Genomic DNA, 25,820 nt, shown 5'->3' with positions numbered 1-25,820 from the left:
GTTTCATGATGACAACGTTGAGCGTTGGGGACACTCGGGCGTGGATCGATCGATTTGCCGACGCCGCCGAAGATCAATTCGATTCCCTCACAGATTTGGACCGGCTTGTCGGAGACGGCGATTTCGGAATGAATCTGCGGACGGGCCTGCGAAGTGCGGTGCAACGACTTCGTTCCGACCCGCCGACCAGTCCTGGTGAAGTGTTCGCCCGTACGTCGGATGCGTTTCTCGGCATCGGTGGGACAAGCGGACCACTTCTCGGTCTGTGGTTCGGCCGGATCGGAGCAGTCTCTGGAGTTGAAGTGACCGCAACAGACTTGGCTTCTGCCCTAGGTACGGCGACAGCTGCGGTGCAGCGTCTCGGCAATGCCCAGGTGGGTCACAAGACCATGGTCGACGCCATGGTCCCCGCAACCAGCGCATTGACCGAGGCGGCAGTCAGCGGGGCAACCTTGTCTGCTGCCTTGCGCTCTGCGGCCACGGCTGCGAGGCTCGGCGCCGAATCGACTCGCGCGATGCTCGCCCGCCGCGGACGCGCGACCTACGTGGGAGAACACGCCAGGGGCGTCGAGGACCCTGGGGCATCGGCGATTGCCATGTTCTTCGCCGCATCCAGCTACAAGAGCGTTCCGGCATGAGCGATCTGCGAGACAAGGTCATCGTCACAGTTGCCCCGACGGGTGGCTTCCTCACTGTTGCCGACAATCCGTTCATTCCGACTCAGCCTGAGCAGATTGCGGCGGATGTGGCACGCTGCCACAGCGCTGGAGCCAGCGTGGCAGCACTTCATGCTCGACGACCGGACGATCAAGCGACCTGTGATGCCGCAATCTATCGGCGGATGAATACGCTTGTCCGCCAAAGCTGCGACATCGTGATCAACAACTCGACCGGCGGCGGAGTCAACGGTGACATGGTGAGTGTTCGCAGTGACGGAACGCGCGTCGTGGACTGGGACGCGAGGCTGCAGGGCCTGCATGGCGGAGCAGACACATGCACGCTCGATGCCATCACGGCCTATGTGACATCACCGGTCGGTGAGGTACTGATGGACACGCCGCCCAGTCGTGCCGCCGAACTGGCAGCGTCAATGCGCGAACTAGGAATCAAACCTGAATGGGAGGCCTTCAGCCCGTCACATCTGCTCCAGGAGATACGTACGTTGACCGAAGAGCAGCCTGGCCCGCACCTCGTCAATCTTGTACTGGGACTTGATCGAACTTTTCAGAATGCGATGCCGTACTCCCCGCAGATCTTGCAGCAGATGGTGGAACACCTACCGGAGAAATCGGTCTTCTCCGTGAGCATCAGCGGGCCAGATCAACTGCGTGGTCTGACTCATGCACTCGTGCTCGGTGGGCACGTGCGTGTGGGAATCGAAGACTATCCGTTTCTCGCGAATGGGGAGCCGGCCGAGAACGTTCGTTTGGTGGAGAACATCGTCGACATCGTCCAGCGACTCGGAATGCAGCCTGCAACACCTGGGGAGGCAAGGGCAATCCTTGGTTTGGAGGGTTCGGATGAGTAGAACACCGACGAGTAGAACACTTCGCTCGCAGGATTGGTTCGGAGGCAATGATCTCAATGCATTCATCCACCGCTCGTGGATGAAGAACCAGGGTATCCCTGATCGGATGTTCGACGGCCGACCGGTTATCGGTATCTGCAACACGTATTCCGAGCTCACGCCGTGCAACGCTCACTTCAGAGATCTGGCCGAGCAGGTGCGACTGGGTGTCATCGAAGCGGGCGGATTTCCAGTTGAGTTTCCGGTGATGTCATTGGGTGAGACGATCATCCGCCCCACCACGATGCTCTATCGGAACCTCGTCAGCATGGACGTGGAGGAGTCGATTCGAGCCAATCCGATCGACGGCGTCGTACTGCTCTGCGGCTGCGACAAAACCACCCCGGCGCTGGTAATGGGCGCAGCCAGTTGTGACCTTCCCACCATTGTCGTATCCGGTGGGCCCATGTTGAACGGCCGCCATCAAGGTAAAACTGTCGGATCTGGAACCTCGGTGTTCGAGATGAGTGAAGCAGTGCGAGCGGGGTGCATGAGCGAATGTGAGTTCAGAGCAGCGGAATCGGCGATGTCTCGATCGCCTGGTCACTGCAACACTATGGGCACCGCGTCGACGATGGCTTCGATTGTCGAGACTTTGGGCCTCACGCTGCCCGGTAATGCTGCGATCCCGGCAGTGGATTCACGGCGACGTGTACTTGCACGCGACAGCGGCGTGAGAATCGTGGAGATGGTCGTCGAGAACCTGACGATGTCTTCGGTCGTCGACCGAAATTCATTCGAGAATGCGATCAAGGTGAACACGGCTATCGGTGGGTCCACCAACGCTGTGGTGCACTTGCTTGCCATCGCCGGGAGGCTGGAAATTCCCCTCGAACTCAGCGATTTCGGGGAGCAGAGTCGTGACGTTCCCCTGCTGGTCAACCTCATGCCTTCGGGTACCTATTTGATGGAAGATTTCTTCTACGCAGGCGGACTGCCCGCGGTGATCGCCGAGCTCGGAGACATCCTCCATCTGGATGCCGCCACGGTTACCGGAATGACTCTCGGTGAGAACAACTCCGGCGAAACGATTTGGGATGACGACGTAATTCGTAGCACGGCGGCACCGTTGCTGGAGCAAGCCGGCATAGCGGTATTGACCGGCAATCTCGCGCCGAACGGTGCAGTGATCAAGCCGTCTGCGGCGTCGCCCGAGTTGCTCAGCCACGTGGGTCGTGCGGTCGTGTTTCACGGAATGGACGACTTCTCGGCGCGCGTCGACTCGCCGGATCTCGACATCGAAGCCGACGACGTCATCGTCCTCACCGGTGCTGGACCGAAGGGGTTTCCGGGTATGCCAGAGGTAGGTAATCTGCCACTCCCTCGAAGGCTGCTCGAGCAGGGTGTGCGAGACATGGTCAGGATCTCGGATGCGCGAATGAGCGGAACAGCCTTCGGCACAGTCGTTTTGCACGTTGCGCCTGAAGCGGGAGCCGGTGGGCCTCTCGGCGCGGTCAGGGATGGTGATTTGATCGAGTTGGATGTTGCTCGTGGAGTCTTGCGTGTACTCGTCGACGACGACGAGCTGGCCAGGCGTCTCGAGGCGTTGCCGCCACGCGTACAAAAGAGTACGAGTGGGTATCAACGACTGTTCGTGGATCATGTGATGCAGGCCGACCGCGGAGTCGATTTCGATTTCCTGGTGGGCAGGCGTGGAACGGAGGTACACGGTGACAATCACTGAGCGTGTCGGCCGAGTCGTGGTCGTGACCGGTGCAGGGTCGGGACTCGGCCGCGCAATGGCCAGAGGTCTACTCGATGCAGGACACCACGTTGTATTGGCTGGTCGAAACAGCGTGAGCTTGGAAGCGACAGGTGGGGGTCACGAGCGTGCAGTGGTAATTCCCGCTGATGTGTCCTCGCCCGAATCGGTTCACCGGTTGTTCACATCCGTGACTGAGCGTTTCGGCAGACTCGATGTGCTTGTCAACAACGCAGGGACATTCGGTCCGTCGGGGAGTGTGGACGAGATCGATCCTGAAGCGTGGAACGCGACAGTCGCAGCCAATCTCACCGGCGTATTCCTTTGTGCGCGTGAAGCGATTCGTATCATGAAAACACAGGATCCGAGAGGAGGCCGGATCATCAACAACGGGTCGCTCTCCGCTCACACGCCCCGGCCTGACAGTGCCGCCTACACCGCGACCAAACACGGTGTGTCAGGTTTGACGAAGTCGATCTCTCTCGACGGCCGAGAATTCGACATCTGTTGCAGTCAAATCGACATCGGCAATGCGGCAACTGACATGACAGCCGGAATCGGCCACTCGGCACGACAAGCTGACGGCACCACCAGGCCCGAGCCGACATTCGATCCTCGTCATGTCGCGAACACCGTTGTGCAACTGATAGATCTACCACTCGACGTGAATGTCCCGACTCTGACGATCATGGCAAACCGGATGCCGTACGTCGGGCGCGGTTGACGGCGTCAGCGTCGTTGTAGGACAGGGCGGACGACGGACTGGGCACTCGAGAGATCACGTGAGATGGCGATTGCCGTCGTCCGCACCGCCGCGTCGATACGGGTCAGATTTATTCGGCCTGCCATACCGGAAATGGAGATGGCGCCGAGGACGTCTTCGTCCGGGCCGAATATTGGTGCTGCGGCGCCGACGATCCGGGGAAATGCTTCCTGGCGGTCGAAGGCGACACCACGCTTGCGAACACGATCCAGTTCTCGGTGGAAGAGTTCGGGGTCGGTGATGGTGTTCTCGGTGTGTGCTTCGAGGACAGTGGGCATCGTGAAATCCCGAGAGTTGGTGAACGCCAATACTGCTTTGCCGGAACAACTTGCGTGTGCAGGCCACCGACCACCGATTTGCTGCGGAAGGCGTGGTCCGTCGTCGCCACGGAAGACATCAAGGTAAACCACGTCGAAACCGTCCAATACAGCGAGTCCCACGTTGTGCCCCGTTGCTTCACGCAAGGCCGAAAGGTGGCGCCGCGCTGCTTCGCGGAGGTTTCGCTGCCGTGGAACAGATTCGCCGATCTCGAACAGGAGGAGACCCAAGCGGTAGTTGGTTCCTTGCCGTTCGAGCAACCCGACTCGGACGAGATCGTCGACCATTCGATACACCGTTGTTTTGGCCATGCCTGTCCGTCGAACAAGCGCTGCTGCGCTGAGAACGCCTGAGCTGTCACGAAAAGTCTTCAGGATCTCGGTGGAACGACCAATTGCGGAAACCTCGCCATCGGCCCGATGAATGGGACTCACCGAACTATTCTGTCTGCCTGATGCGCGATTGTCGAGGGGCAATCGCGCATCAGATCACGCAGGTCTTCCGGTGATGGGATCGCCGGATATCGTCACGACTCGCACACCACGTCTTCGGCGGGCAGTGAGCCGTCGAGCAGGTACGAGTTGACGGCGGCGTTTGCGCAAGTATTCGCGTAGCCCGGGAACACCGCATGAGTGCGGCCTGGAACTGTCACGAGCCGTGAGCCTTTCATCGCTTCGTGCATGCCGAGGCCTTCGTCGTACGTCGTGCGGGTGTCACTGGTTGCCTGGATCTGCAATGCCGGAACGTTGTTGTCGATGTCGATCCGCTTCGGGGCCTCACTGCGCCAGAACGCGCAGGGCATGATCGTGTTGTGCGTGCCGGCGAAGATCGGCTGATCACCACGGTGCTCCTCCAACTTGTTGCGATACCACGCGGGATCGCTCGGCATCGACACGTCTCCGCAGACAATGGCGATTGTTCCGGCATAGTCAGGGCCGGTCCCCAATTCGGTCTGGAACCACGCCTGCATCAGTCCCGTCAGCTGGGGATGGATGTCCTCGACGGTCTTGCCTGCGGCGAGTTCGCGCAACTGAACCAATACCTGCGCGAATGCCTCGCTTTCCTTTTCGGTGTCCCCGGTTCCGTTGACGTACATCAGGAATGGAAGGACGTGATCGTCGACGGCGTAGTCACCGATCTGAATCGGAGTGGTGGCAGCGTCCGAGATCAGCTTCTCGATGAGGGCGCGAACTTCGGCGGGCGTCGATCCGAGTGCATAGGTGGAATTGCGTTCTGCTGCCCACTGTGAGAATCCGTCGATCGCTTTCTCATTGGCCGGGCCCATGTCCTGGAACATCTCGTAACCGTATTTCTTCGGGTCCGGTGCGCTGTCGAGAACCACACGGTCGGTCCTGTCTGGGAACATTTGCGCATAGGTCGCACCAAGATATGTGCCGTACGACCACCCGAAGTACGACGCCTTCTCCTGGTCGAGGGCGCCACGAATCACGTCGAGGTCGCGGGCGATGTTCTGAGTATTGATGTGCGGCAGATAGTCCGGGTACTTGTCCCAGCATGTGTCAGCGGCCTCGCGTGCGAGCGCAACACTTTCGTTCCACCCTTCCTCTGTGGTACCCGGTGAACGCATCCATGTCATCTGCTCGACGCCGCAGTCGATCGGCGTGCTCTTGCCGAGCCCTCGGGTGTCCATGCCGATGACGTCGTATGCCGCTGCGACTTCCGGTGTCATCCCGGCATTCAGAATCTCGGGCAATCCCAGTCCTCGGCCGCCCGGGCCACCAGGGTTGGTGAGCAAGATCCCGCGTCGCTGTGCGGGGTCGGTGGACGCGACCCGCGAGATCGCCACTTCGATTGTCTTGCCGTCAGGGGCGGAATAGTCCAAAGGTACTGTGACCATGGCGCAGTCACTTGCCGTCGATGTTCCGGTGTCTGTGGCGCATGGCCACCATTCGACATCCTGGTCGTAGAACGCGCTGAGATTCGATTGTGGATCTTCCTGCGGAGCAGCAGGATCCGAGCACGCCGCCAGTGCAGGTACTGCGAGTGCGGCGGCGGCGATTGTGGTAGCCAGCCACTTTCGTGGTCGAGGCGTGCGTGATCTGGGCATGATGGATCCAGTCATTGTCGTGTCGTGTCCTTGTTTCGAGCCCATTTTCGGGCAGCGTTGATCACCCCACTTCCGATGTGGGGATTCAGTGGCGGAGTTTCAGGGTCGAGACTGGCGGGCAGCGAACTCGGCCGCTACAGCCTTCGCGAATCTTTCCTGGGTCGGGGTTCTTCGATCTGCTTGGTGCTCGCGCAGCACCGCTACCAACCGGGTGGGTGAAGGGCGTTCCGGTGCGGCCTGTTCAGGAAGCACTCTCTCGGTGAAATCGCAGAACTGAATGGCAAGGGCCGCAATCGTGTCGGCGTCCGCCGGAGCGTCGGTGAGGGCGTACATGCGAGTAATCAATTCGATTGCCTGCTTGCGGTTCGGCTTCGCCAACGCCCGGCGGTGTGCGCTCAGGAGTGAATCGCAGACTTCGGGATCACCCCCGGAGACGGTGAGCGCGAGGATCAGGAGTTCGCGCTCGTTGTCGATCCACGCTGTCGGTGCACCGGCAACGACATACTGTGCGAGCACTTCCGAAAACGCGTCGGGTAGTTCGGGATCGGCGTTGCGGCGTAGCGACTCGATGTGAGCACGTTGAACCGCGATCTGTTCGGCCTTGGCTGCCAGTTCCTTGTCGAGTGCGTCGAGTGCGGACCGGGTGTCGTGAGCGTCGCCGTCGAGCAGTTCGGCGATCTTGGCAACAGGAATCCCCAGATCGCGCAGGCGGCGGATGCGGCTCAGTCGTGCCAGGTCCACCGCCCGGTACATGCGGTAGCCGTTGGGTTGGCGTTGTGGTTCTTCGAGAAGCCCGTTCGAGTGGTAGTAGCGCACGGATCTGACGGTGGTGCCGGCCAGATTCGCCAGCTCGCCGATGGTCATCATCGCCTCGCCCTCCCGTTTGTCGATTCGGATTTCGTCTGTGGAAACCATTCTCCAACCCTGACGCGGCGTCAGGGTCAAGGTGCGCGCCGGAGAACGTGACCGTTGACACGTTAAGGACATAGCCTTAATCTAAATTTTGTCCGTTACGACATCGTCGATTCCGAGGAAGTGCCTTGATGGCTACCCTTTTGCCTGCGGCAACGATCTTTCCGATCCCCACCGATCCGCTTGCTGCCTATGGTCCACTTGTCGCTCGCCGGAATCCCGAGTCCGTAGTTCCGGCGCCGTACGAACACTTTGCGGTCAAGGCGGTCACGCCGACGATCGGAGCGGAAATCTCCGGCATTCGACTCGGTGGGGACCTGTCTGATGCCGTGATTGCGGAACTTCGCCGCGCTCTCCTCGAATGGAAAGTCCTCTTCTTTCGGGATCAGGACCTCGGCCGAGCAGAACATCGAGCTTTTGCCGAGCGTTGGGGCGATCTCGAACAGCATCCGTTCTTCAAGTACACGCAGCCAGGGCAGACGGACGTCGATGTCACGACGCTGGCCAAGGATGCAATGGTTGGCGGCGTCGAGAACAACTGGCACAACGACGTGACGTGGCACGAGTTTCCTTCATTTGCCGCCGTGCTTCGTGCAGTCGAGGTGCCAGAGGTGGGTGGTGACACGTTGTGGGCTGACACCGCTGCTGCCTACGATCTGCTTCCGGAAGACGTCAAGAAGCGTATCGACCCGCTTGTTGCAGAACATGATTGGATCAACTCGTTCGGCAGGTCGATGCCGGCGGATGCGGTCGAGATGTTGCGTCCGAAGTTCTCCGCGGTGCAGCATCCGGTGGTTCGGGTCATTCCGGAAAGCGGCAGGCGGGTGTTGTTCGTCAACATGACCTTCACGCAACGGATCTTGGGCGTATCCGAAGAGGAATCGAACGAACTTCTCACGATGCTGTATCGCCACGTCAATCGTCCGGAATTCCAGGTCCGACTGAAGTGGGAGCCGAATACTGTTGCCTTCTGGGACAATCGGACCTGCCAGCATTACGCGGCCAGTGACTACTTCCCGGCTCGTCGTGTGATGGATCGAATCTCGATTGTCGGCGATCGGCCAGTGGGCGTCGGGGACTGATACGACGCTCAGTGCCTCACGATGTCTACTACGAATAGTAGTAACGCACCTCACATAGTTTTTCGACGCCTTGTCGATATGATTTCGACAAGGCGTCGATAAAAGTCGGCGTAACTCGCACCGACGACTTTGGAGCTTCCCGAATGTTCCTCGCCCTGCGTGAACTGTGGTTTGCGCGAAACCGATTCCTCTTGATGGGCGCCGTGGTTGCCCTCATCTCGATCTTGATGGTGATCCTGTCCGGCCTCTCGTCCGGCCTGGTCAACGACGGTGTCTCCGCTTTGCAGCGGACGCCGATCCAGTCGTTTGCCTTCGCCCCGGACACCAAAGCCGACTCGGCGTTTTCGCGCTCGGTCGTCACCGAAGAGCAGGCGCAGGCATGGCGCATGCAACCCGATGTCCAAGACGCCGAGCTCTTCGGCAACATGATCGTCAATGCAAAAACTCGCAGTGGCACGCCTGTCGATCTCACGCTCTTCGGTATCGAACCTGGCTCCTTCCTCGAGCCCGTCACCGCCGACGGGAGGGGACTGCAAGCCGATACGGACATCATCGTCAGCTCTACCTTCCGTGATGATGGTGTTGCGATCGGTGACACGGTGATACTCGATCGACTCGGTACGGAACTGACAGTTGTCGGATTCACCGAAGACAAGCGCACTTTCGGGCACGTAGACGTCGCCTACCTGCCCCTGCGTACCTGGCAGGAGGTTCACGCCGGTGCCAAGATCGGCGAAACCGCCAACGCCAGTGCCTATTCCGAAGCGAGTGTCGTTGCGATTCGGGGCCTGGACGATGTAGTGCCGGACCTCGTGTCGGGAGATGCGGCGGCGGGAACGTCTGCAAAGACGCTCGAGGAATCTTTCGACTCCTCACCGGGCTTCTCCGCGGAAATGATGACAATGTCGATGATCAAGGCGTTTCTGTACGCGATCTCCGCACTGGTCGTCGGCGCATTCTTCAGTATCTGGACAGTTCAGCGTGGTCGCGAACTCGCAGTGTTGCGTGCGATGGGAGCCTCCACCGGCTTTCTGCTTCGCGACGGCATGGCACAGGCACTGGTAGTGCTGCTTGGTTCCATCGGCATCGGTGTGTTGCTGGGCTTGGGGCTCGGCTCGGGACTCGAAGGCGGTGGGATGCCGTTCGCTCTGGAGTCCGGCCCTGTCGTCAACGGCGCAGTGCTCTTGGCGGTACTCGGGCTGATCGGCGCAGCCGTTTCCATCGTCCGCGTTACGCGTGTCAACCCGCTCACCGCATTGGGGGAAAACCGATGACCACAGTCGAAAAAACCACTACCGGACTGGTATTGACCGCTGTCAGTCTTCGATTCGGTGACGGTGACTCCACAGTGCTCGCCCTCGACAACGTGGACCTCGAGGTCGCGGGCGGCGAACTCGTCGCGATCGTCGGGCCGTCAGGGGCTGGAAAGTCGAGCTTGCTCGCTGTGGCCGGCGGACTCGGTCGGCCGTCGAGTGGAACGATTGTCATCGACGGCGTCGACGTGTCGGCGATGCCGGCCCGTGCATTGGCCAAACTTCGACGAGACAAGGTCGGCTTCGTCTTTCAATCCGGCAATCTGATTCCAGCGCTGACGGCGCGCGATCAGCTTCGGCTGATTCCCAAGCTCACGGGGCGGCCGGGGCGCGATCCCGAGGAATTGCTCGACTCGGTCGGTATGAGCCACCGTGCGGATCGTCGACCTGGTCAACTCTCCGGCGGCGAACGACAGCGCGTCGGTATCGCTCGGGCATTGATGAGCAATCCCTCGCTACTGCTCGTCGACGAGCCGACGGCTGCTCTCGACCGCAAGCGTAGCCATGAGGTGGTTGAACTGCTCTCGCGCGAAACTCACGAGGCCGGCGTCGCTACGATCATGGTGACCCACGATCACGACGTGCTCGGGCACTGCGACCGCATCCTCGAAATGGTTGATGGTCGATTGCGTCAGAGCGAGTAAGCCCGCAAGGGGACTGGAGGAGATTCGGTGCCGAGGATCGATGCCCCCACTGTGGTCGAGCATCGTGCTGCTCAGCGCCGTGCCCTCCTCGACGCTGCACACGCTCTTCTGTCCGAGACCCCGGACCGGCCGCCAGGGCTCGGTGAGGTGGCAGCGAAGGCCGGGCTCGCCAGGTCGAGTGCCTACCACTACTTCCGGTCCCGAGAAGATCTCCTCAGTGCCGTCGTCGAAGATATGTTCCCGCGCTGGAACGACAAGATCGTCGAGGCGATGGCAGGCGCAGACGATCCGATATGGGCTTACGTCGAAGCAAACCTCCAACTGGTTGCCGACGGGGAGCATGCGATAGTCGGAGCGCTGGCGACGCTGACCCCGCAAACGTTTCGAGATTCGCGGATCATGGAAATGCACGACAGTCTTGTGCTTCCGCTTGTCGAGGCCCTTCGCCTCCGTGGCGTTTCGGACCCGAAGCTCACCGCCAAGTTGATCAACTCGCTGGTGCATACGGGTACTGAACTGATCGAATCCGGTTGCAGCATGGACGAAGTCAGGTCCGCCGTGCGTGAGGTCCTCGCGTGACGGGCAGCCTCAGGCCGTAATCAGATCCATCCGAAGGTACTCGGTGATGCGGAGCAGTCTCGGGGGTTGGGACACGTCTGAGGAAAGAGCTTGAAATGCTTCGTCTTTCGCGACGAGGCGCGGGGCGCCGAGGCTCACCTCCGTCTCGTCGACCGACAGTCGAGCGCTCCCCGCTTTCAAGACGTTCTGCACCCAGTCCGAGCCTGATCCGTACACCAGAATGAAGACATAGCCACCCTCGACCGGATAGGCGTCGAGAGGTGTCCGGTAGGTCGTGCCGGATGTGCGTCCGACGTGTGTCAGTATCGGCCATTTCCCGCTCGAGATCGCGCGAGGATTGAACACTCGCTTGTTGACGTGTCCCCACCATCTCGGCATCGGCATTGCGGTCTCCCTTCGCGAGCGCCTTACGAACGTAAGGCTGGCTTACACCTGTAAGGGTGACTTACGGATGTAAGGTTGTCAACGTATTCGTTCCTCGGAGGGGAGTCTGTGTGTCACGGCAACCGCGACAGTCGCTGAACAGGACTCGCGTGATCGAGGGTGCGATCCGCGTTGCCGACGCGGGTGGTGTCGAGGCCGTCACGATGCGACGGGTGGCCCAGGAGTTGGGCATCGAGGCGATGTCGCTCTACCACCACGTTCCCAACAAAGATGCGATTCTCGACGGCCTCGTCGATGCGGTCTTCGAGGCGATCGACCTACCCGACGGCGAGTGTGCGGATTGGCGAGATGCAATCCGTGGACGCGCCTTTTCCGCTCGCACAGTCCTGTCGCAGCACCGTTGGGCTCTCGGTTTGCTGGATTCGCGACGCAACCCTGGCTCGGCGACCCTGCGTCATCTCGACGCTGTGCTCGGAGTGCTCCGGAAGGCCGGGTTCACACTCCCGATGGCCGCCCACGGAGTCTCGCTGATCGACAGCTACATCGGCGGATATGTTCTCCAGGAGGCGAATCTGCCGATCAGCGGGCCCGTCGACGTCGAAGAAGTTGCGAGTGACATCCTCGAGCACCTTCCGGCTGGAGAGTTGCCCTTCCTTCACGAGATGATCGTCGATCACGGTCTGAGTCCGGCTTACGACCACACGCGTGAGTTCGCCTACGGTCTCGATCTCATCCTCGATGCGCTGGAGGCGCGCCGATGCTAGCGCCGAACCGGCACGTGCTTGGTGACTATCCGGTGGATCAGGCGAGCAGCGGTCCGGGCAGTGCGATTGTCGATGTCGAGGCTCGGGTTCAGTTCGGCGACATCGAGAACCGCGAGCTTTCCGCTGGATGTGACTCGATCACATACGTATTGGATTGTTTCCAGGCTGACGCCGTAGGCCGCGGGTGCGCTGACGCCCGGCGCCACGGCGGCGGGAAGCACGTCGAGGTCGATGGTCAGGTAGACCAGATCGACGTCGTCGAGGAAGTCTGCGAGGAACTGATCCACGACGCCTCGACCGATCACTCCGCATTCTTCGTCGAGCAGATAGCGAACGCCAAGGCGGTGAGCCGTGTCGAACAGAGCAGTGGTGTTGCTCGGTTGGCTGATTCCGATCACGATGTACTGATGTGAGGTGCCTGCGGCGGCTTCGTCCTCGGCGATCTGACGAAAAGGCGTGCCGGAACTGGGGATCGGGTCGCCACGTAGATCGAAGTGCGCATCCAAGTTGAGGATTCCGAGTTTGGCTCCGGCGGTTCGCAACTCGGAGCCCGCGACGCCGAGGTATGTACCGTAGGCGATTTCGTGTCCTCCCCCGAGAACCACGGGGAAGTGTCCCGAATCGAGCGCGGCACTGACGGCGTTCCCGAGTGCGGCCTGACCGGCCTCGAGTTCTTCACCCGACACGGCAACGGTTCCCGCGTCCTGAATCTGCAGTGGTTCGGCCAGCGCCATGGAGGCCAACCCCGCTCGCAATGCGTCCGGGCCATCCGCGGCGCCGCGGCGGCCCTTGTTGCGGCGGACTCCTTCGTCGCTGGAGAATCCGATCAGAACACAGTCGCCGGGAGCTGTTTCGGCTGAATACGGTTGCACGGCATGATGCCACCGCAGATGCTCGGCAGTGGTGCCGTCGGAGCGCCCGGTCCACGGCTTGGGTTCGATGTCGACTGCGATCTGATGTGCCACGACGGCCTCCCGGTGAGTGTATTTCAGTAGCTTGTGGCGAGTGCGCCGTTTTTCCAGACCTCGCGCACCAGAGGGACGCCCGGGCGGTAGGCGAGGTGGAGGTACGACGGTGCATCGAGCGCGATGGCGTCGGCACGTGTTCCGAGAGAAAGGGTTCCGACGTCGGTGCGCTGCAGCGCCCGAGCGCCACCTGCAGTGGCTGCCCAGACTGCCTCAGCGGGCGTCATGTGCATGTCTCGCACCGCAATTGCGATGCAGAACGGAAGGCTCGTGGTGTAACAGGTACCGGGATTGCAGTCGGCGCCCAGAGCTACGGTGACTCCGGCGTCGAGCAGTGCGCGGGCGTCGGGGTACTTGTTGCGGGTGGAGAAGTCGGCGCCGGGCAACAGTGTTGCTACGGTGGAACTTTGAGCCAGGGCGTCGATGTCCTCGGCGGTGACGTACGTGACGTGGTCGACGGACGCTGCTCCCATCTCGACGGCGAGCTGGACTCCTGGCCCTTCGCCGAGCTGATTGCCGTGGACGCGGGGGATCAGTCCGGCGGCGACGCCTGCGCTCAGGACTGCATGAGCCTGTTCGCGGTTGAACGCTCCTCGCTCGCAGAAGACATCGATCCACTTTGCGTGTGGCGCACAGGCAGGGATCATCTCGTCGCACGCCATGGCGACGTAATCATCGGCGCGGCCGGCATATTCGGGTGGTGGAACATGGGCGGCCAGCAGTGTGACCTCGTCGGTGAACTGCCCGGCGATCAGTGCGCTGCGTAGTTCGCTCTCGGTGTTCTGCCCGTACCCGGTCTTGCATTCGACGGTTGTGCTGCCCGAGCGCAGGGATTCGTCGAGTAGGCGTCGAACATTGGCCTGCAATTGCTCGTCGGTGGCCGAGCGCGTCGCTTCGATAGTGTTGCGAATGCCGCCGGCGGCGTACTTCTCGCCCGCCATGCGAGCTGCGAATTCCTCGGCCCGCTCGCCACCGAACACCAGGTGCGAGTGACTCTCCACGAAACCGGGGAGCAGGGCCCGACCGCCGATATCCTGACCGATATCGGCAGCCGGGGCGTCGGCGGAATCGCCGACCCAAGCAACAACGCCGTCGTCGAAAACGATTGCCGCGTCGTGTCGTACGCCGAGCTTGCCCTCACCCAGAGTCGGGTCATTGGTGACGAGGGTTCCGATGTTGGTCAGAACTGTGGTTCGAGAACCATTCGTGGTCAATGTAATTCCTAACTCAGTGTGAGGTGGTGGAGCTGTTTCAGTTCTCGGTCATCGGGATACGGACGCCGCGCGTGGCCGCCGTGTCGATGGCGTGGTCGTATCCTGCATCCGCATGCCGGATGACGCCCATCCCGGGATCGTTGGTGAGAACTGCTTCGAGCTTCTTGGCTGCGAGTTCGGTGCCGTCGGCGATGCACACCTGTCCCGCGTGGATGGAGCGTCCCATACCGACGCCGCCGCCTTGGTGAAGTGAAACCCACGAAGCGCCGGACGCGGTGTTGACCAGGGCGTTGAGCAGCGGCCAGTCGGCGATCGCGTCGGACCCGTCGATCATCGATTCGGTTTCGCGGTACGGCGAGGCGACCGATCCCGAGTCGAGGTGATCGCGGCCGATGGCGATCGGCGCGGACAGTTCGCCCGAGGCGACCATCTCGTTGAACTTGAGGCCCGCGAGGTGGCGCTCACCGTATCCGAGCCAGCAGATGCGGGCCGGAAGGCCCTCGAAGGCAACCTTTTCGCCTGCCATGGTGATCCAGCGACGCAGGTGCTCGTTCTCGGGGAAGAGTTCGAGGATGGCCTTGTCGGTGGCCTCGATGTCCTTGGGATCACCGGAGAGAGCTGCCCAGCGGAAGGGGCCGAGACCTTCTTCGAAGAGCGGGCGGATGTAGGCGGGAACGAATCCGGGGAAGTCGAAAGCGCGGTCGTAGCCGGCCTTGCGGGCCTCGTCACGGATGGAGTTGCCGTAGTCGAACACCTCGGCGCCGGCGTCCATGAATCCGACCATGGCCTTGACGTGCGCGGCCATCGCGTTGCGGGAATCTTCGGTGAACTTCTGCGGATCCTTCTCCGACATGATCTTCATGTCGGGGAAGTCGATCCCGATCGGCAGGTAGGCGAGGGGATCGTGCGCCGAGGTCTGGTCGGTCACGATGTCGATGGGGGCCTTCATCTCCAGCAGCGCCGGGAAGATCTCTGCCGCATTGCCTTCGAGGCCGATGGAGAGCGGCTTCTTGGCGTCACGTGCCGCTGTCGCCAGTTCGAGCGCGTGCTCGATGCTGTCGGCCTTGGTGTCGAGGTACTTGTGGGCGATGCGACGGTCGATGCGGGTGATGTCGCAGTCGACGCAGATCGCGACGCCGTCGTTCATGGTGACGGCGAGAGGCTGGGCGCCGCCCATTCCGCCGAGACCTGCAGTGAGCGTGATCGTTCCGGCGAGCGATCCGTTGTAGCGCTTCTTCGCAATGGCGCCGAAGGTCTCGTAGGTGCCCTGCAGGATTCCCTGGGTGCCGATGTAAATCCAGGAGCCTGCGGTCATCTGGCCGTACATGGTCAGGCCGAGGTCTTCGAGACGGCGGAACTCTTCCCAGTTCGCCCAGTCACCGACGAGGTTGGAGTTGGCGATCAGCACTCGCGGTGCCCACTCGTTGGTGCGGAAGACACCGACCGGCTTGCCGGACTGCACGAGCATGGTCTCGTCGTTCTTCAGCGTCTTCAGCGTGGCGACCATGGCGTCGAATGCCGCCCAACTACGTGCTGCGCGACCGGTTCCGCCGTAGACGACGAGGCTGTCCGGGTGCTCGGCAACATCGGGGTCGAGGTTGTTCATGAGCATGCGCAGGGCGCCCTCCTGCTGCCAACCGAGCGTCGTGAGCTCGGGGCCGCGGGGAGCACGGACGGGGCGCGGCTCGTGGCCGGGGGTGCTGATTTCCATGGTGTTCTCCTTGCTTAACTGAAGTTCGAAAGATGTTGGGGGATCAGACGCGAGAGTCGGTCATCGCGGTGTGATCGGGGTAGATCATCGACGAAGGTGGATTGCTGGTGCGTTTGGCGAGCGGGTAATAGATCAGCCCGGTGAACACGATGCCGACGATCCAGGAGATGTCGGCGCCGCCGAGCATGTCCGTGACGGGGCCGGTGTACATCTTCTGGGCGAGGAACGGGATCTGGGCGAGAACGCCGGCGGCGTAGCAAGCCAATGCGGTGAAGTTCCATGCTCCGTATCGACCGTTGACGTCGTAGAGCGCCGGAATGTCGATGCGCTCCTTGGAGATCAGGTAGTAGTCGATCAGATTGATCGCACTCCACGGCGTGAACACCATCAGCAACACCAGGACGAAGTTCTTGAAGTTGTCCAGGAAGTCGGCGCTGGCGGCGATGGCGATCAACACCGAGACAGCGGTGAAACCGAGAATGTAGAGGGTACGGGCGGTGCTCGAGATTCGTGACTGGCCGTTGAAGGCTGTGACGGTGGTCAGGATCGACATGAATCCGCCGTACGCGTTGAGCACGTTCACCGTCAGCTTGCCGACCAGGATGACGAAGTAGATCAGGAAGGCGATGGCAGCGGGTCCGGCGAGATCTCCCATGAAGCCGACCTGGTTACCCAGGAACGCGTCGCCGGCGCAGGCCGCGACGAGGGCGCCGAAGGTCATGGACCACTGTGATCCGATGACGCTACCGAGGAACGTCGACCAGAAGGTAGTGCTCTCGGAGGTGCTGCGCGGCAGGTAACGCGAGTAGTCGGCGACGTACGGGCCGAACGTGAGCTGCCAACCGGCGCCCAGCGAGATCGCGAGCAGGAAGGTGACGATGTCGAAGCCCTTGATACCGACGTACGAGGCGACGTCGTACTCGAGGAACAGTCGAACGGCCAGGTATGAGAATCCGACGATGCCCACGACGGTGGCGATCCTGCCGACGATGTGGATCAGCTTGTAGCCGGTGACCGCGACGAATGCGGTGAGGAGACCGAAGACGACGATGCCGACGGTGGGGCTGTCGATGTGCAGGATCTTGTTGACGGCTTGGCCGGCCAACACGGTGCCGGTGGCAGCGAAGCCGAGGTACATCAGGATGACGAGAACTAGCGGTACGACGGCTCCCTTGACGCCGAACTGGGCGCGACTCGAGATCATCTGGGGGAGGCCCATGCGCGGGCCCTGTGCGGAGTGAAGCGCCATGACAGCGCCACCGAAGATGTTGCCGATCAGAAGTCCGACGATTGCCCAGATGGCGTCCGCGCCGAATACGACGGCGAGAGCACCGTCGACGATTGCCGTGATCTGCATGTTGGCGCCGAACCAGAGAGTGAACTGGCTGCGCGGGGTGCCGTGTCGTTCTGCATCCGGGACGACGTCGATAGTGCGTCGTTCCGGAGTGAGGATGACCTCGGCCGGTCCATCGTGAGTCATAGGCCTGTCTTTCTGCTGCGAGCCCGTCGAGCGACGGAATCGACGTCGGGGTATTGCCCACCTTCTTCGTGCTTGGTGCTTTGCGCCTGGTGCTCTGTGCGCTGGGTCACTGTCACTGCGGATAAATGTATATGCCTGTATATACAGGCGTCAATACCTGAAACCCGATTTCGCGTAAATGCTGTGTAACACCGCTCGAGAATCAGAAACCCTTACCAGGGTTGAGGATTCCGAGTGGATCGAACGCGGCCTTGATCGATCGGTGCAGTTGCATGCTGTCCTCACCGAGCTCGAGAGAGAGCCAGCGACGCTTCAGAACGCCGACGCCGTGCTCTCCGGTCAGAGTTCCGCCGAGTTCGAGAGCACGCCGGAAGACCTCGTCCGCGGCGGTCCACACGGCTTCGGGGGCCGAGCCGTCGGCAGTGCGGTCGAAGACGAAGGTCGGATGGACGTTGCCGTCACCCGCGTGCGCGACGGTCATGATCTTGACCGAGTGCTCGGCGGCCGCCCGGTCGATACTTTCGAGCATGTCGGGCAGTTTCGACCGCGGGACCCCGACGTCTTCCACCAGACATTGCCCGAGTCGTTCGGATGCCGGATAGGCGAGTCGGCGAATCTCGAGTAGCTGTGCGGCTTCTGCTGCGTCCTGTGAGACGGCGACAAAATCGGCGCCGGCCCTCTCGAAGTGTTTCTGCATCGCCGCGGCTGCTGCGTCGGCGTCGACCCCATCGGCCTGTGCGATCAGCATCGCGGCGGTGTTGTCTTCCAACCCGATTCGTTTCCAGTCGTCGACTGCGCGAAGGGTTGCTCGATCGATCAGCTCCAGCAGGCTCGGCCCGATTCCGTCGCGAACGACCGCGGCAACCGCGTCCGCTGCGGAGCGGAGAGAATCGAAACTGCCGACGACGGTGACCGGTGCTCTCTTGGGCTTGGGCTGCAACTTGAGCGTGGCACTCGTGACGACTCCGAGTGTTCCTTCCGAACCGACGAGAAGACTGGTCAAGTCGTATCCCGCAACACCTTTGACGGTCCTTCGGCCTGTCCGCACGATCCGACCGTCGGCGAGCACAACCTCGAGACCCAGGACTGAATCGCGGGTGACGCCGTACTTCACGCAACGCAGCCCACCGGCGTTGGTGGCGATGTTTCCGCCGATCGTGGAGATCTCGAAGCTGCTCGGATCGGGGGCGTACATCAGCCCGTACTCGTCTGCTGCTCGACTGATGTCAGCGTTGATCACCCCGGCTTCCACGACAGCCAGCTGATCGTCCGGATTGACCTCGAGAATCGAGCGCATGCGAGTGGTCGAGATGACCAGGCAGCCCTCGACGGCTGCCCCGCCACCCGCCAAACCGGTCCCCGCACCGCGGGTTACCACCGGGACACGTTGAGCAGTAGCCCATTTCAGAGCCTCGGAAATGTCGGCCGCAGTTTCAGCGAGCATGACGGCTGCCGGATGGCCGGGTTCGGCGAGATGGGCCTCGTCGCGACGGTACGAGTCCATTACCGCCGGGTCGGTGATCAGGCGACTCGAACCGATCGACCGAGCGAGTTCGTGGACGGACATTCGTTTCTCCAGTCGGTCAAAGGTTGTGTGCGAGAGCGTCCACAGCTGAGATCACGGCGTCTTCTGCGTCCCGCTCGCCGACGGTGACCCGCACCCCCTCGCCAGGGAACATCCGGACCGAGACACCCTGGGCGACGCAAGCCGCTTCGAGTGCAGAAGCTCTCTCGCCGAGAGGGATCCAGACGAAGTTCGCTCCGCTGGGGACGGAATCGACGCCGCGCACAGCGAGTTGCTCACGTAGGTGAGCGCGACCCTGCGTCACCGTTTCGACTATCGAATCGGTGTGCGCCGGATCGGTCAGCGCTGCGCAGGCCGCGGCCTCGGCAACGGCGCTGAGCCCGAAGGGCGGTGCCGCGCTGGAAAGATCCGCTGCGATCGCCGGATTGGTGACGGCATAGCCGGCACGAAGGCCGGCCAATCCGTAAGCCTTGGAGAAGGTTCGGAATACGACGATGTTGGGAAAGGCTCGAAGCAGGTCGACGCCGTCGACATCGCTGGTCGCGAACTCCCGGTAAGCCTCGTCCAGAAGGATGAGGACGTCACCCGGGATCGAGCGGGCGAACGAGACGAACTCGGCGGTCGAGAACTCGCTTCCGGTCGGATTGTTGGGGTTGCAGACGAGTACCGCGCGGGTCTGCGGAGTCACGGCTGCCGCCATTGCACTCAGATCGTGCCGGTGTTCGGAATCGAGCGCGACGGGTACACCGCTCGCCCCGGCGATTCCGATCAGAATCGGGTACGCCTCGTAGCTGCGCCACGGGTAGACGACTTCGGTGCCCGGGCCCGTGTATGCGGTCAGTACCTGCTGGAGCAGTGCCAACGACCCGGCGCCGACCAATACCTGGTCGTCGCCGACGCCCAGGCGGTCGCTCAACCGGGCGATCAGCGTGTCGCCGAACAGCGACGGATACAAGTGCGAGTGTGAGGCCGCGAGATTGACGGCCTCGAGAATTGCCGCCGAGGGTGCAACCGTCGACTCGTTGCTCGACGCCCGCCACCGAACCTGCTCGAGGCCGGCGGCTTTGGAGTACCGAGGGAGTGCTTCGATTTCGGGTCGGAGGCGAGGCCGCAGCGCTCCGGGCGCGCTCATGCCAGGGCGCCGATCGCGTTCTCCGCGGCCGCAACGAGTGCACCCGATGCCGCCAAGTCCACCGCGGCCTCGATCTCGGGGGACAGGAAGCGATCGGTGCCCGGCCCCTGCACCTTCTCGCGCAGGGTCCGAAGGACGGCTCCGGTGGCTGGTGAGGGCTCGAGTGGGGAGCGCAAATCGATTCCTCGTGCTGCAGTGAGTATCTCGATCGCGAGAACTCGGGTGAGACCGTCGATGGACCGGCGGAGCTTACGTGCACCCGACCATCCCATGGAGACGTGATCTTCCTGCATGGCCGAGGAGGGAATCGAGTCGACGCTGGCGGGGCTCGCGAGTCGCTTGAGTTCGGACACGACGGCAGCTTGTGTGTACTGCGCGATCATCAGTCCGCTGTCGACTCCGGGGTCGTCGGCAAGGAAGGGAGTCAGACCGTGGTTGCGTGCTACGTCGAGGAAGCGGTCGGTGCGGCGTTCGCTGATACCCGCGACATCCGCGGTCACGATGGCGAGGAAGTCCAAGACGTAAGCCACGGGAGCTCCGTGGAAGTTACCGTTGGATCGAACCCGTCCGTCGAGGGTGACAACGGGATTGTCGACAGCACTGGCCAATTCGCGCCCGGCGACGAGGCGGGCGTGATCGACGGTGTCGCGTGCGCCGCCGGCGACCTGCGGTGCGCACCGCAGTGAGTACGCGTCTTGAACCCTGGTGCAGTCAGGGCCCGCATGGCTGGCGACGATCGGGGAATCGGCAAGCAGACGCACCATGTTCGACGCGGCCGCGCCCTGGCCGGGGTGGGGGCGAAGCGTTTGGAGGTCCGCGGCGAACACCTGATCTGTGCCGAGCAAGCCCTCGACGCTCATGGAGGCAGCGATGTCGGCCAACTTGAGCAGATGATCGAGATCGGTGATCGCAAGGGCCAGTTGGCCGAGCATCCCGTCGGTACCGTTGATCAGTGCGAGGCCTTCTTTCTCGGCCAGAACCACCGGTTCGAGGCCATGGGCAGCCAATGCCGTTGCCGCATCGGTGAGTTCACCGTCGGCGGTGCGGACGGAACCTTCGCCGATGATTGCCATCGCCACATGAGCCAGTGGTGCCAGATCTCCCGAGCATCCGAGGCTGCCGTATTCGTGCACCACCGGGGTGATGCCTGCGGTGAGTAGGTCGGCGTACGCCTGTGCGACCACGGGGCGCACTCCGGTCCTTCCGGTGGCGAGCGTCGACAGGCGCAGAAGCATCAAGGCCCGGATCACTTCGCGTTCGACTTCCGGTCCCGAACCTGCCGCGTGTGAGCGGATCAGGCTGCGCTGCAACTGCGTCCGCAGATGCGCCGGAATGTGCCGGGTGGCAAGTGCGCCGAATCCGGTGGAAACCCCGTAGACCGGCGTGGGATCTGCGGCCAGGGCCTCGATGCGTGCACGACTTTCGGCGATCGCGGTCAGTGATTCCGCGGTCAATGCGACGCCGTAACCGTTGCGCGCGACGTCGACGACGTCGGCGATGGTGACAGCCCCGATTCCGACCTCAATGGTTCGGGTGGCTGTATGGGTGGCAGGGGTGGCGTTCATGGGACTCCAATGATGATGCGGTGGTGATCCAGCAAGTCTTGTATACGAGACTCTAGTCTTGAATATGAGACGAAAACAAGGCCCGCAAAGTACGCAGCGGAGAAATTGGCTACATGTCTGCGGTCGGGGTCTCCACCATTCGATCTCCGAGATCGGCAGAGAACTCGGCGCTGACGGCGCGCACTCGGTCGGCGATCAGGGCACTCTCCTTGGCCGATTTGGAGCCGGAGAGGAAGGTGACGCCGAGAGCTGCGACCGGACGACCGTCCCGCGTGATCACGGGGCTGGCGATGCAATTGATCCCGGATGTCGTCGCATTCTCTTCGACCGCATATCCGCTCTCACGTGCTGCGGCGAGCAGTTCTCGCAGTTCGGCGAGCGTCGACGGTCCCGTTCCGGTCCGCGTCGGCCAGGTGTATCCCTCGTAGAGCGCGCTGATTTGTTCCACGTCCAGACGGCTCAGAATCGCGCGCCCGACTGCGGTGAGATGCGCTGGAAGGCGAGTCCCGATTTCGGTCACCAATCGCACGCCCGGCTTCAGCGGTTCACGTTTGTCGAGGTAGATGACGTCAGAGCCCTGTAGTACCGCCAGATGGGACGTCTCATCCGTCGACTGAGTGAGTGCCAGCATGAATCGTTGGCCCTCACGGTGAAGTGGGCCTGAGCGCATGTACGACGCGCCGACTTCGAACGCCGAGACACCCAGGGTCCAGGCGCGTTGATCAGCCCAGTACGAGACGAACCGTCGATCTCGCATGACATTGAGGAGGTGATGCGTCGTACTCTTCGGCAGGTCGAGAGCGCTGGAGATTTCTGCCGTCGCCAGCGGCACACCCCGGCGGGCCAGGAGATCGAGCACGTCGAGCACGCGCTCAGCAGATTTCACGCGACTCGTCGTCATGTGGGGTGTGTCCTTACGAGTAGGTAGGAAATCCGGAGCGGGGAACCACATTGTCTCGGATACGAGACTGAATCGCCAAGTGCTCGGGGTGGTCAGGGAGCCTGGCTGCCGAGTTCCGCGGACAACCGGGCGCAGTGCTCCACCAAGACGCGACCGTGGCTGGCGCAGACCTCGTCCGTCAGACGGAATGTCGGGCCGACGACGCTGAGCGCTCCGGCTATCTGACCGACTGCGTTGTAGATCGGCGCGGCAACTCCGGTCGAGTGATCCTCGATGGTGTCGTGCGCAATGGCGTACCCGCTCTCACCTACCTTGCCGCTCAACGCTGCGCCGACGGCGGTGCCGTCCAGGGGAACGCTCTGTCCCACCCACCCCATGTGGCGGATCGCGTGCGTGCCCTCGATCTGATCGAGATACAGCGCAGTGTCTTTCGGTCCCATCGTCGACAGGTAGGTCGATTCCCTCGTGGTTTCGGCGATGGCCTTCATCGCGGGCCGGGCTCTCGGCAACAGTTGATTGTCGCCGAGAGCGCGAGCTCCGATCTGCAGTAGCCGCGGGCCGACGCGATAGACGTTGTCCTCGCCGCGAACGACGAACTCGGTTTGTTCGAGGCTTCTGATCAGGCGAAGGGCGGTACTGGTTGCCAGATCGGTTGCCTTGGCGGCGTCGCCGAGCGTCAATCCGCCGTGCTCGACGATCGCACCGAGAAGTTCGAACGTGCGATTCGCGCTGCGGGTCACGTCGCCGGGGGCCATGTCCTACTCCAAGTGCCGAGGGATGTCTGCGCTGAATCTATCGCGAGCCCGGCAGTACCTCACCGTGGTGCTCGTCCAGCAGGGGACTGCGGCGGACATCGGGGCGTTGGCTCTCACCGAACACGACGGGTTGTCGTACGTAGGAGATCTTTCCTGCTACCGGGTGCTCGAACGATTCGACGACTCCGCGATACTCGGCCTGTGCGGAGGTGAGTGCCTGCTGGACGTCCCAGATCTCCGAGCCGGCGAGGCCCGCGTCGCCGAGAATGCCGACCACGTCGGCGACGGTCTTTCCTGCAGCCCAGTTTTCGATCTCCTTGCGCAGTGCCGGCTCGTTCTCGGTCCGGGCGGTGTCGTCGGCAAATCGAGGATCTGCGATCAGGTCGATGCGATTCATCGTCTGCGCCAATTTCTCGAAGCCGGATTGGCTCGCAACCGCGAGGACAAAGAGTCCGTCGTCGGCCCGATAGGTGTCGAATGGTGTTGACACCGGATGACGGTTACCGACGCGTGGGGGAGTGAGCCCGGTGGATTGCAGTTGGCTGTGTGCTGTCGGCAGCATGGCGAGCATGCTGTCGAACATCGCGACGTCAAGGTGCTGCCCGAGTCCGGTCGCCCGTGCACTCAGCAGGGCGGTACTGATTCCCCAGGCGGCGAACAGCCCGGCGACCAGGTCTCCGAACGACTCACCCAACCGTGTCGGCCCGGATTCCTCCGAACCGGTGATGCTCATGATTCCCGAAAGAGCCTGGACTACAAGGTCGTAGGCGGCGGCGCCGGACATGGGACCGTCCTGTCCGAAACCGGAGATGGACGCGTACACGATCCGCGGATTGCGAGCCCGCGCAGCCTCGTAGTCGATTCCCAGGCGCTTAGTGACGCCCGGGCGAAAGTTTTCCACGACGACGTCGGCGGTCTCGATGAGCGTCAGCAGCGCCTCACGGTCCTCGTCGTCCTTGAGGTTGAGTGCCACCGAACGCTTGCCACGATTGAGCACGTTGAAGTAGATGCTCTCGCCGTCGCGGAACGGGCCGAGGTGCCGAGAGTCTTCACCGTGTTCGGATTCGATCTTGACGACGTCCGCACCGGCGTCCGAAAGCAGTGCGGTGCAGTAGGGTCCGGCGAGGACGCGCGAGAGGTCGATGACCCGGATGCCGTCGAGTGGGGGAAGTGCAGACATGTCCGCGCCTTTCAGAAATCGGTGGAACGCGGCGACGGAGCGTTGCCGGCAATGGTGAGCAATTGGATCTGCGAGGTGCCCTCGAAGATGCGGAGAATGCGGCAATCGCGGTACAGGCGTTCGATTTCCGATTCGCGCATGAATCCCGCGCCGCCGTGGATCTGCACGGTTTGATCGACGATCGAGAAGCAGGCCTCGGTGGCGACGTACTTCGAAATCGATGCGGCGCGGCGGATGTCCTGACCGGCGTCCTTGACGTCGGCGGCCCAGTCTGCGGTGACGCGTGACGCGACCAGTTGCGCGTCGCAGCCACCGAGGAGTAGCTGAATTGCCTGGAAGTCGAAGATCGGCGTGCCGAACTGCTTTCGCTCCGTTGCGTACTCGCGTCCCAGTTCCCAAGCGCGCAAAGCGATGCCGTTCGCCATTGCCGCCACGTCGATGCGCGCACGGTTCAGGGCGGTCAAGGCGATGTTGCCGCCGCGACCTTCGGTGCCGATCACCGAGTCGAGCGGCAGCACGACGTCGTCGAGGTAGACGGTATATGTCGGAGCCGAACGAATTCCCATCTTGTCCTGCGGCTCCGAGTAACTGATTCCCGGAGTGCCCTTGGGGACGACGAAGGCGGTGATGCCGCGGAATCCTGCGCTCGGGTCCGTCTTGGCGAAGAGCACGACCAGGTCGGCTTCCTTCGCGTTGGAGATGTACGTCTTGGATCCGGAGAGATGCCAGCCGTCGTCCTCGCGTCGAGCGACGGTACGCATCGAGGCGATGTCGGAGCCGGCGTCGGGTTCGGTGAGTGCAAATCCGGCCAGCAGTTCGCCCGACGCGAGCTGGGGCAACCAGCGGTGCTTCTGCTCTTCGGAACCGCCGACGAGAATCGGCTCGAGGCCCAGGTAGTGCGCGGTGTAAATCGATGCCAGTGCGGCGTCGGTGCGTGCAACTTCTTCGATGGCGACCAGTTGGGTTCGTGTCGACAGGCCCAGACCGCCGAATTCCTCCGGCACGGAAATGCCCATGAGGTCCTGCTGTCCGAGGCGCTTGACCAGCTGCGCCGGGAACTCTTTGGATTCGTCGCGTGCGGCTGCTCCGGGTTGGATCTCGGCGTTGGCGAAGGCTCGGACGGTGCTGCGGAACTCAGCGAGATCAACGCTGTCGATGTCGTGCGCGGTCTGGGTGGTCACGGGGGCTCCTTCGAAGCGAGGTAGTTCACGAATTTCATCTAATGGAATCTAATTGCCACTAGTTGGCATGACTGACTATGGCTGAGGGTGGCGAATTTGTCCAGGGGTGGAGCTG

At 62.3% G+C, this 25,820-nt stretch carries 24 protein-coding genes; 9 read left to right on the top strand and 15 right to left on the bottom strand.

Annotated features, from left to right (window positions below; translation table 11 throughout):
• Positions 1–8: 8 nt before the first annotated feature.
• From dhaL to B0E55_RS10090, 4 genes are read left to right on the top strand one after another with little or no spacing between them, the layout of a single operon-like run.
• Positions 9–638, top strand: a complete 630-nt coding sequence (gene dhaL, locus B0E55_RS32160) for a dihydroxyacetone kinase subunit DhaL (RefSeq protein WP_080909662.1) — start codon at positions 9–11, stop codon at positions 636–638.
• The gene (locus B0E55_RS10100) at positions 635–1,528 is read left to right on the top strand and encodes a 3-keto-5-aminohexanoate cleavage protein (RefSeq protein WP_020909189.1); all 894 of its coding nucleotides are present in this window, start codon (positions 635–637) and stop codon (positions 1,526–1,528) included. The genes dhaL and B0E55_RS10100 overlap by 4 nt, the downstream gene beginning before the upstream one ends.
• Positions 1,521–3,251 (top strand): IlvD/Edd family dehydratase, encoded by a 1,731-nt coding sequence (locus B0E55_RS10095; protein WP_019745364.1) that lies wholly within the window; start codon positions 1,521–1,523, stop codon positions 3,249–3,251. The genes B0E55_RS10100 and B0E55_RS10095 overlap by 8 nt, the downstream gene beginning before the upstream one ends.
• A complete protein-coding gene (locus tag B0E55_RS10090) occupies positions 3,238–3,993 on the top strand; it encodes an SDR family oxidoreductase (protein WP_007732761.1) in 756 nt (251 codons plus the stop codon). The genes B0E55_RS10095 and B0E55_RS10090 overlap by 14 nt, the downstream gene beginning before the upstream one ends.
• Before the next feature lie 5 nt (positions 3,994–3,998).
• On the opposite strand, the gene B0E55_RS10085 is transcribed toward B0E55_RS10090, so the two are convergent.
• The 3 genes from B0E55_RS10085 to B0E55_RS10075 all read right to left on the bottom strand — a co-directional run bounded on the left by B0E55_RS10085 (position 3,999) and on the right by B0E55_RS10075 (position 7,333).
• The gene (locus tag B0E55_RS10085) at positions 3,999–4,784 is read right to left on the bottom strand and encodes an IclR family transcriptional regulator (RefSeq protein WP_019745363.1); all 786 of its coding nucleotides are present in this window, start codon (positions 4,782–4,784) and stop codon (positions 3,999–4,001) included.
• A gap of 92 nt (positions 4,785–4,876) precedes the next feature.
• Entirely contained in the window at positions 4,877–6,418 is a 1,542-nt protein-coding gene (locus B0E55_RS10080; RefSeq protein ID WP_241896043.1) for an alpha/beta fold hydrolase, read from the bottom strand.
• A gap of 99 nt (positions 6,419–6,517) precedes the next feature.
• Positions 6,518–7,333, bottom strand: coding sequence for a MerR family transcriptional regulator (locus B0E55_RS10075; RefSeq protein ID WP_019745361.1), 816 nt, complete (start codon positions 7,331–7,333; stop codon positions 6,518–6,520).
• Between the two features lie 128 nt (positions 7,334–7,461).
• Here B0E55_RS10075 and B0E55_RS10070 point away from each other — a divergent pair, with 128 nt between their 5' ends.
• The 4 genes from B0E55_RS10070 (at position 7,462) to B0E55_RS10055 (ending at position 10,948) form a co-directional block, all read left to right on the top strand.
• The gene (locus tag B0E55_RS10070) at positions 7,462–8,412 is read left to right on the top strand and encodes a TauD/TfdA dioxygenase family protein (protein WP_080909644.1); all 951 of its coding nucleotides are present in this window, start codon (positions 7,462–7,464) and stop codon (positions 8,410–8,412) included.
• 143 nt (positions 8,413–8,555) lie between these two features.
• Positions 8,556–9,686 (top strand): ABC transporter permease, encoded by a 1,131-nt coding sequence (locus tag B0E55_RS10065; RefSeq protein ID WP_020909183.1) that lies wholly within the window; start codon positions 8,556–8,558, stop codon positions 9,684–9,686.
• Positions 9,683–10,369, top strand: coding sequence for an ABC transporter ATP-binding protein (locus B0E55_RS10060; protein WP_021331951.1), 687 nt, complete (start codon positions 9,683–9,685; stop codon positions 10,367–10,369). The genes B0E55_RS10065 and B0E55_RS10060 overlap by 4 nt, the downstream gene beginning before the upstream one ends.
• A 27-nt stretch (positions 10,370–10,396) precedes the next feature.
• Positions 10,397–10,948 (top strand): TetR/AcrR family transcriptional regulator, encoded by a 552-nt coding sequence (locus B0E55_RS10055; RefSeq protein ID WP_019745357.1) that lies wholly within the window; start codon positions 10,397–10,399, stop codon positions 10,946–10,948.
• A 9-nt stretch (positions 10,949–10,957) separates the two neighbouring features.
• Here the strand turns inward: B0E55_RS10055 and B0E55_RS10050 are convergent, their stop codons facing one another.
• Positions 10,958–11,332, bottom strand: a complete 375-nt coding sequence (locus tag B0E55_RS10050; RefSeq protein ID WP_019745356.1) for a nitroreductase family deazaflavin-dependent oxidoreductase — start codon at positions 11,330–11,332, stop codon at positions 10,958–10,960.
• A gap of 110 nt (positions 11,333–11,442) precedes the next feature.
• Between B0E55_RS10050 and B0E55_RS10045 the strand changes: the two genes are divergently transcribed.
• The gene (locus tag B0E55_RS10045) at positions 11,443–12,096 is read left to right on the top strand and encodes a TetR/AcrR family transcriptional regulator (RefSeq protein WP_020909182.1); all 654 of its coding nucleotides are present in this window, start codon (positions 11,443–11,445) and stop codon (positions 12,094–12,096) included.
• Here B0E55_RS10045 and hutG read toward each other — a convergent pair.
• The 11 genes from hutG to B0E55_RS09990 all read right to left on the bottom strand — a co-directional run bounded on the left by hutG (position 12,093) and on the right by B0E55_RS09990 (position 25,705).
• Positions 12,093–13,061: a formimidoylglutamase gene (gene hutG, locus B0E55_RS10040; RefSeq protein WP_080909643.1), complete on the bottom strand. Its 969-nt coding sequence runs from the start codon at positions 13,059–13,061 to the stop codon at positions 12,093–12,095. The two genes, B0E55_RS10045 and hutG, sit on opposite strands and share 4 nt — an antisense overlap.
• A 23-nt stretch (positions 13,062–13,084) precedes the next feature.
• Positions 13,085–14,275 (bottom strand): imidazolonepropionase, encoded by a 1,191-nt coding sequence (gene hutI, locus B0E55_RS10035; RefSeq protein ID WP_029256288.1) that lies wholly within the window; start codon positions 14,273–14,275, stop codon positions 13,085–13,087.
• Between the two features lie 37 nt (positions 14,276–14,312).
• Positions 14,313–15,986: a urocanate hydratase gene (gene hutU, locus B0E55_RS10030; RefSeq protein ID WP_019745352.1), complete on the bottom strand. Its 1,674-nt coding sequence runs from the start codon at positions 15,984–15,986 to the stop codon at positions 14,313–14,315.
• Positions 15,987–16,029: 43 nt separating this feature from the next.
• Complete coding sequence (locus B0E55_RS10025) at positions 16,030–17,466, bottom strand: purine-cytosine permease family protein (protein WP_020909179.1); 1,437 nt, start codon at positions 17,464–17,466, stop codon at positions 16,030–16,032.
• Between the two features lie 202 nt (positions 17,467–17,668).
• On the bottom strand, positions 17,669–19,033 hold the full coding sequence (locus B0E55_RS10020; protein ID WP_080909642.1) for an FAD-binding oxidoreductase: 1,365 nt from the start codon (positions 19,031–19,033) through the stop codon (positions 17,669–17,671).
• A gap of 16 nt (positions 19,034–19,049) precedes the next feature.
• Positions 19,050–20,123 carry a histidinol-phosphate transaminase gene (locus B0E55_RS10015; protein WP_080909641.1) on the bottom strand — a complete coding sequence of 358 codons (1,074 nt, stop codon included), beginning with the start codon at positions 20,121–20,123 and terminating at the stop codon, positions 19,050–19,052.
• The gene (gene hutH / locus B0E55_RS10010; RefSeq protein WP_046379310.1) at positions 20,120–21,688 is read right to left on the bottom strand and encodes a histidine ammonia-lyase; all 1,569 of its coding nucleotides are present in this window, start codon (positions 21,686–21,688) and stop codon (positions 20,120–20,122) included. Before hutH ends, B0E55_RS10015 begins: the two co-directional genes overlap by 4 nt.
• Positions 21,689–21,797: 109 nt before the next feature.
• Positions 21,798–22,589 (bottom strand): IclR family transcriptional regulator, encoded by a 792-nt coding sequence (locus tag B0E55_RS10005; RefSeq protein ID WP_080909640.1) that lies wholly within the window; start codon positions 22,587–22,589, stop codon positions 21,798–21,800.
• 92 nt (positions 22,590–22,681) lie between these two features.
• On the bottom strand, positions 22,682–23,344 hold the full coding sequence (locus tag B0E55_RS10000; protein WP_020909174.1) for an IclR family transcriptional regulator: 663 nt from the start codon (positions 23,342–23,344) through the stop codon (positions 22,682–22,684).
• 37 nt (positions 23,345–23,381) lie between these two features.
• Positions 23,382–24,524 carry a CaiB/BaiF CoA transferase family protein gene (locus B0E55_RS09995; RefSeq protein ID WP_029256282.1) on the bottom strand — a complete coding sequence of 381 codons (1,143 nt, stop codon included), beginning with the start codon at positions 24,522–24,524 and terminating at the stop codon, positions 23,382–23,384.
• An 11-nt stretch (positions 24,525–24,535) separates the two neighbouring features.
• On the bottom strand, positions 24,536–25,705 hold the full coding sequence (locus B0E55_RS09990) for an acyl-CoA dehydrogenase family protein (protein ID WP_019745344.1): 1,170 nt from the start codon (positions 25,703–25,705) through the stop codon (positions 24,536–24,538).
• Positions 25,706–25,820 lie beyond the last annotated feature (115 nt).

Source organism: Rhodococcus sp. 66b (assembly GCF_002076325.1).
Taxonomy (GTDB): domain Bacteria; phylum Actinomycetota; class Actinomycetes; order Mycobacteriales; family Mycobacteriaceae; genus Rhodococcus_F; species Rhodococcus_F erythropolis.
Note: the sequence above shows the minus strand (reverse complement) of the source record. Positions and strands in the feature narration are given on the sequence as shown.